Origin of the sequence: Kitasatospora sp. NPDC004799 (assembly GCF_040609095.1) — a bacterium.
Lineage (GTDB): Bacteria > Actinomycetota > Actinomycetes > Streptomycetales > Streptomycetaceae > Kitasatospora.
Genome location: NZ_JBEXJK010000436.1, coordinates 1 through 6,722, shown reverse-complemented (window position 1 = coordinate 6,722; position 6,722 = coordinate 1). Strand labels below are relative to the sequence as shown.

Below are 6,722 nucleotides of genomic sequence, written 5' to 3'. Positions count from 1 at the left end.
AAGGAACGGACGCTTCCTTCGGACTGCCTTCCAGCAGGCCCTCCGGGCTTCGTTCTTTCGTGTTTCCAGCTTATCAGATGTTTTCCGCTCCGTTTCCGGGGCTTCGTTCATCTAACTCGCCGGTGTCTTCCGGGGTTTGACGCCCCGTCCGACGTTCCAAACTCTAGCCGATCCCCGCTCCGAAAAGCGAATCCGACCGCAACCCGATAAAACGCGCACGCCGAATAAGCACCAGGCCGCGACGCGAAAAAGACGAAGCGACCCGGCCCGAACCGGGAAGTGGTGTTTCAGAGGATTGGCCGCCCCGGGACCGTCCGCGCTGACGCGTGTCCGGTGCTCCCTGTCGAGCGACTAGAGAACACTACTCCTCCTGCGCGCCGAAACCAAACGCCCCCGTGCCGGACGCCGATCAACGCCGGCGTTCATCGTTTGTCTACCGCCCGCCGCCAAGATCGGTCCCGCACGGCGCCCCGAGGACCTCGGAGCGCGAACGGACGAGAGACACGAGGTACACGGGGACATGAAGGCGACGAAGGCACTCAAGCGCACGGCCGTCGTAGCGGCGACCGCCGCCCTGGCGCTGGCCGGGACGATGCTGGGGGCAGGCACCGCCCAGGCCGCGTACGACCCGGGCACCCACGCCATCTGGGACGACGAACCGCTCTACCAGGGGTGGCACGTCGACTCGCCCACCACCCGTCTGATCATGCAGACCGACGGCAACCTCGTCATCTACACCAACTACAACTACCCCGGCCTGACGAAGGCCATCTGGGCCATGAACACCTACGGCTGCGGCTACAAGGCCGTCATGCAGAGCGACGGCAACCTCGTCGTCTACGCCGCCGACGGCCGCGTCTGCAACGCCGCCCCGCTGGCCTGGGGACACCCGCACGCCAAGCTGGTCGTCGGCGAGTACCGGGTCGACTTCTACTGGGGCAGCGACCGGGTCCCGCACTCCAACGACCCCCAGTCCGTGACCCTGGCGTCCGACCTGTACGCCCCGCGGCCGCAGCCGTAGGTCCCCGCTACCAGGCCTGAGCGCCGGCCCGCCCACGCGGTCCGGCGCTCAGCCGCGTTCGGCCAGCCACCGGACCAGGTCGGGCACCGACCACTGCGGCCGGGCCGCGAGCCGCTCCGCCGCCGTCCGCAGCAGGACCGGCAGGTGGCCGCAGACCTCCGCCAGCTCGATCACCGCGTCCCGCTCCTGCCGGACCCGGTCCGGGCCGACGATCCGGGCCAGCAGCTCGAAGGCGTCGTGCGGCTCCAGCGGTCCCACCGCCAGCCGTACGGCGTCGCCGGGCAGCGCGCCCGGCTCCGCCCCCGCCACCACCGCGGCGCAGCCGGGCACCGCCGGCAGCAGCGGCCCCGGCTCGGCCACCCCGTCGAGCAGCACCAGCACCCGCCGCCCGGTGAGCGCGGCGCGGTAGCGCGCGGACAGCTCGTCGAGGCCGGCCGAGGCGTCGGCCCGCTCCCCCAGCGCCCGCAGGAAGCCGGCCAGCACCGCGCCGGAGCGCTCCTCGCTCACGCGTGCGGACCCGACGTCCCCCGAGCCACCCCCACCCGCGTACAGCTGCCCGTCCGGGAAGGCGTCCCGGACGGCGTGCGCCACGTGCACCGCCAGCGCCGACGTCCCGCTGCCCGCCGGGCCCGACAGCCCCAGCACCGGCGCACCGCCCGCCCGCAGCACCCGCTCCGCCTCCCGCAGCTGCGCCGCCCGCCCGACCAGGTCCGGGATGTCCGGCGGCAGCTGGCCGGGCCTCGGCAGCCGCCGCAGCAGCACAGGGGCGTCCCCGCGCCGGATCTGCCCGGCCAGCTCGACCAGTGCCGGGGCCGGTTCGAGCCCGAGCTCCCCGTCCAGCCGGTCGCGCAGCGCCTCGTACGCCGCCAGCGCCTGCGCGGTGCGGCCGCAGCGGTGCAGCGCCAGCAGGTGCAGCCGGTGCACCTCCTCGTCCTGTGGGTGCGCGGCCGCCAGCCCGGCCAGCTGCTCCAGGGCCTCGGCGTGCCGGCCGAGCGCCAGGTCCAGGCCGAGCAGGGCCTTCAGCGCCGCGAACCGTCCGCTCGCCAGCCGCTCCCGGACCCGCTCGGCGAACGCCCCGGGCACGCCGTCCAGCGCGCGCCGCCCCTCCCAGGCCCCCAGCGCCCGCACCAGTACCTCGTGCGCCCGCAGCGGATCCCGGTGACGCAGCGCGACGGCCTCCGCCACCCCGGCCTCGTAGCGGAAGAGGTCCACCGCCGTACGCGGCACCTCCAGCCGGTAGCCGCCCGCCGCACCGACCAGCAGCCCGGGCGTGTCCAGGGCGCGCCGCAGCCGGTGGACGTGGGTGCCGATCTGCCCGACCGGGTCCTTCGGCCAGCGGGTGTCGTCCCCTCCCCACAGGTCCTCGACCAGCCGGTCCGTCGCCACCAGCTGCCCCGGCGGGATCAGCAGCGCCGCGAGCACGGCCCGCTGCTGCGGTCGGCCGAGGTCGAGCTCGCGGCCGTCGCACCGGGCTCGCAGCGGTCCCAGCAGGCTGAAAACGAGCCCCACAGCCCACCCCTCGAAAGGCTCTGTCCATGCACAATCAGTGACAGAGCATAAGTCGCCGGGACACGGGGGGCACCGCTGTCCGGACGGAAGTGGCGCGATCCCGGCGCAGGACGACATTCGGGGACAGAACATGGCTGATATGGGGGGCTCCGGGCTGCGGTTCGGGCTGCTGGGACCGCTGCGGGCCTGGTACGGGGAACAGGAGCTGGAGCTGGGCAGGCCGCAGCAGCGGGCCGTGCTCGCGGCGCTGCTGACCGCTGGAGGGCGCACGGTGGCGGTGCCGGTGCTGGTCGAGGGGGTGTGGGGCGGGGCCGCGCCGGCCGACCCGCGCAAGGCCGTCCAGCTCGCCGTCTCCCGGCTGCGCACCGCGTTCCGGCCGTACGCCGGGGACGACCCGCAGCGGATGCCGCTGGTCCGGGTCGGCGACGGGTACGCGCTCCGGCTGCCCGGTGCCGAGGTGGACACGACCGCCTGGGAGGCCCTGCTGCGCGAGGCCGGACGGCTGCGCGAGGCCGGGGCGCCACCCGGAGAGGTCCGGGAGGTGCTGCGGCGCGCCCAGCGGCTCTGGGTCGGCGAACCGCTGGCCGGACTGCCCGGGCCGCACGCCGAGGCCGTCCGCGCCGAGCTCACCGAACAGCGGATCTCGGCCAAGGAGGCGGAACTGGAGCTGGACACCGACCTCGGCGACCGCACCGACCTCACCGCGGCCGCCGCCGCCCTCGCCCTGGAGCGCCCGGGCCGGCCCCGGCTCACCGCCGTCCTGATGCGCGCCCTCTACCAGGCGGGGCGCAAGGCCGAGGCGCTCGCCGTGTACGACGACGCCCGCGCCTCGCTCCCGCCGGGCGAGGACGGCCCGGCCGCCCTGCACCTGCGCATCCTGCGCGACGACGCCTCGCTGCTGCCCGCCGGCGCCACCGCCGGCCCGGTCGAACCCGCCGCCACCGACGGCTGGCAGGCCCCCGACCAACTCCCCCTGGGCCTACCCGACTTCACCGGCCGAACCGAGGAGGCCGAGTCCCTCACCGACCGCCTCCGCACCGCCGGCGGACGGGCCGTAGTGGTCTCCGCCCTGGACGGCATGGGCGGCGTCGGCAAGACCACCCTCGCCGTGCACGTGGCCCGCCGGGTCCGCGACCGCTTCCCCGACGGACAGCTCTTCGCCGACCTGCGCGGCGCCGACCGCACCCCGCCCGAGCCCGGCACGGTGCTCGCGGGCTTCCTGCGCGACCTCGGCGTCGACCCGGGCGAGATCCCGCCGGACACCGGCGAACGCAGCGCGCTCTACCGCTCGGCCCTGGCCGGACGGCGCGTCCTGGTCGTCCTCGACAACGCGGCCGGCCCCGGCCACGTCGAACCGCTGCTGCCCGGCTCACCCGGCTGCGCCGTCCTGATCACCAGCCGCCACCGGCTGACCGGCCTCGCCGGGGCCCACCAGCTGCGCCTAGACACCCTGCCGCCCGAGCAGGCCCTGGAACTGCTCACCCGGATCGTCGGCGCCGACCGCGTCGCCGCCGAGCCCGGGGCCGCCGAGGAGGTCGTCCGGGCCTGCGGGCTGCTGCCGCTCGCCGTCCGCATCGTCGCCTCCCGGCTCGCCGCCGACCCGGCGCTCACCCTGGCCGCCCTCGCCGAAGGGCTCCGCCACGAGCACCGGCTGGCCGAACTCAGCGACGGCGAGCGGACCGTGGAGGCCAGCTTCGCGCTCTCCTACCGCCGCCTCGACGCCGAACTCGCCCGCGCCTTCCGGCTGCTCGCCCTGCCCGACGCCCCCGACGTCCCGCTGCCCTGCGCCGCCGCCCTGCTCGACCGCACCGAGGCCGAGACCGGCGACCTGCTCGAAGCCCTCGTCGACCTCAACCTCCTGCACTCCCCCGGCTTCGGCCGGTACGGCTTCCACGACCTCGTCCGCGCCTACGCCCGCGCCCGGCTCGACGCCGAGGACGGCGCCGCCGGACGCACCGCCGCCACCGACCGGCTGCTCGACTTCTGCCTCGCCACCGCCCGCAACGCCGACCTCGCCGCCCGCAAGGCCGATCCAACCGAACTCAGCCTGCTCGACGCATCCGTGGCCCACCCCGGCCGCCCGGTCGCTGACGGGGCCGAGGCGGTGCGGTGGATGCGCGAACAGGCCGAGGTGCACGCCGCCGCCATCGCCCTGAGCTGCGCCGAGCCGGCCCTGCCGCTCGACCGCGCGGCCGAACTCGCCGACCGGATGGGCTCGGTGCTCGCCGAACGCACCCGGACCACTGTCATCGCCGACCTCGCCGAACGCCTCGCCGGTGAGGCCGAGGCGCGCGGCGAGCACGGCCCGCTCGCCCTCGCCTGCTACCTGCGCGGGGCCATGCTCTGGCACGTCAACCGCTACGCCGAGTCGGAGCGGGAGATCCGCCGGGCCGTCGAGCTCTGCACCTCACCCGCCACCGAACGCGTTCTCGCCAAGTCCCTGCTCACCCTCGGCGGCAACGCCCGCGTCCACGGCCGCTACGCCGAGGCCGCCGAACACGCCGGGCGGGCCGCCGAGCTGTTCCGCCGGCTCGGCGCCGAACGCTCCGAGGGCAGCGCACTCGGCGAGTTCGCCTTCAGCGCCGCCCAGACCGGCCGGCTCGACGAGGCCCGGGCGGCCGCCGAGCGCGGTGCCCACCTGATGAGCGGCTCCGGCCCGGTCTCCGCCGCGACCGGCCGCTACTACCTCGCCCGGGTGCTGCGGCTGTGCGGCGACCCGGAGGCGGCGCTCGCCCACGCCGTCGGCGCCCGCGAGGAGTTCGCCGCCCTCCAGGTCACCGTCTTCGCCGCCGCCTCCGGGGACCTCGCCGCCCGGATCCACGCCGAGGCCGGCCGCTGGCTGCTCGCCGTCGACGCCGCCGAGGCCGTCCTCCCGCTCGCCCGCCGCACCAGCGCCGCCCTGGAGGCCGCCCTGCTGCGCACCCTCGGCACCGCGCTCACCGGCCTGGGCCGCCCGCGCCAGGCCCGGGCCTGTCTGACGGACTCGCTGGAGCTGTACGAGCGGCTGGGGCTCCAGGAGGAATCGGCGCAGGTCAGGGCGCTGCTGGCGCAGTAGACGGCCGGTAGACGAGCGGTCAACGGCGGGCCCGGGCTACGCGCGTTGACCACCCGTCTACCGCCGTGCAGGAACGTCTCTCCCGTCAGGCCCCGGGCCGCAGCGACTGCGGCCCGGGGCGACACCACCGACGAGAGGCGCAACCATGCCCACGCTCCCGCAGCACGGTCAGAACTGGACGCTCAAGTCCGCCAACGGAACCGTCGCGGACCTCCGCTCCAGCCAGACCGCCGCCGGCACCGCCATCCAGTCCTGGAGCTCCAACGGCACCACCGCCCAGGGCTGGACCTTCTGGGCCAAGGAGAACGGCAGCTTCCTGCTGGAGACCCTGATCACCACCGGCCGGCACGTCGGCGGCCAGGCCATGGTGATGGACTACAACTACTCCACCGGCCAGACCTGGCTGTTCAACGAGCACAACCAGCCCAACCAGCACTGGTGCTTCGAGCCCCTCGACAACGACTGGGTGCGCATCCGCACCACCCGCACCAACGAGGGCATGCTCTTCCTCACCGCGGCCGCCCCCGGCTCGCCCCTCACCCTGGCCCGGCAGGACGACGCCAACCCGGCGCAGCGCTGGCAGCTCGTCCCGGCCGGCGGGGTCAGCGGCGGCGGCCAGCAGCCCCAGCCGCAGCCGCAACCGCAGCCCCAGCCCGGCGGCGGCGGTGACTTCCGCAACGAGATGCTGAACTCCGTCAACGCCGAGCGCGGCCGGGTCGGCGCCCCGCCGGTGCGCCTGGACGACCGCCTCAGCGCGGCCGCCCAGCGCCACGCCAACGACATGGCCGCGCACGACCTCACCCAGCACAACGGCACCGACGGCAGCTCCCCCTGGGACCGCATCAGGGACGCCGGCTTCGTCTCGCGCTCCTCCGCCGAGAACGTCACCCCGAGCAACAGCGTGCCGGAGGCGATGCAGATGTGGATGAACAGCCCCGGCCACCGGGTGAACATCCTCAACGCCGACTACACCCACATCGGCATCGGCTACGCGCCCCGCCAGCGCGGCAACTGGGGCCGCTACGTCCAGACCTTCGGCAAGGCCTGAGAGAGTGTTGGGTAATCGGGTGACTACTGGTGCTTGAGGTCGTCGGCGAGGCGGCGGGCTGCTTCGGTCTCGATGGGGCCGCGTGGTTC

General features: G+C 75.1%; 4 protein-coding genes. 3 read left to right on the top strand and 1 reads right to left on the bottom strand.

Going from position 1 to position 6,722, the window contains the following annotated elements:
• Positions 1 to 520 precede the first annotated feature (520 nt).
• On the top strand, positions 521 to 1,021 hold the full coding sequence (locus ABZW03_RS34690) for a hypothetical protein (protein WP_355267508.1): 501 nt from the start codon (positions 521 to 523) through the stop codon (positions 1,019 to 1,021).
• 48 nt (positions 1,022 to 1,069) lie between these two features.
• On the opposite strand, the gene ABZW03_RS34685 is transcribed toward ABZW03_RS34690, so the two are convergent.
• The gene (locus ABZW03_RS34685) at positions 1,070 to 2,530 is read right to left on the bottom strand and encodes a BTAD domain-containing putative transcriptional regulator (RefSeq protein WP_355267505.1); all 1,461 of its coding nucleotides are present in this window, start codon (positions 2,528 to 2,530) and stop codon (positions 1,070 to 1,072) included.
• Between the two features lie 130 nt (positions 2,531 to 2,660).
• On the opposite strand from ABZW03_RS34685, the gene ABZW03_RS34680 reads away from it, so the two are divergent.
• The gene (locus tag ABZW03_RS34680; protein WP_355267502.1) at positions 2,661 to 5,585 is read left to right on the top strand and encodes a BTAD domain-containing putative transcriptional regulator; all 2,925 of its coding nucleotides are present in this window, start codon (positions 2,661 to 2,663) and stop codon (positions 5,583 to 5,585) included.
• A 145-nt stretch (positions 5,586 to 5,730) separates the two neighbouring features.
• A complete protein-coding gene (locus ABZW03_RS34675) occupies positions 5,731 to 6,633 on the top strand; it encodes a CAP domain-containing protein (RefSeq protein WP_355267499.1) in 903 nt (300 codons plus the stop codon).
• The last annotated feature ends 89 nt before the right edge of the window (positions 6,634 to 6,722 follow it).

Excerpts from the sequence above, each read along its gene's own strand:
- ABZW03_RS34680 (WP_355267502.1), top strand. The coding sequence starts at position 2,661 with ATGGCTGATATGGGGGGCTCCGGGCTGCGGTTCGGGCTGCTGGGACCG.
- ABZW03_RS34675 (WP_355267499.1), top strand. The coding sequence starts at position 5,731 with ATGCCCACGCTCCCGCAGCACGGTCAGAACTGGACGCTCAAGTCCGCC.
- ABZW03_RS34690 (WP_355267508.1), top strand. The coding sequence starts at position 521 with ATGAAGGCGACGAAGGCACTCAAGCGCACGGCCGTCGTAGCGGCGACC.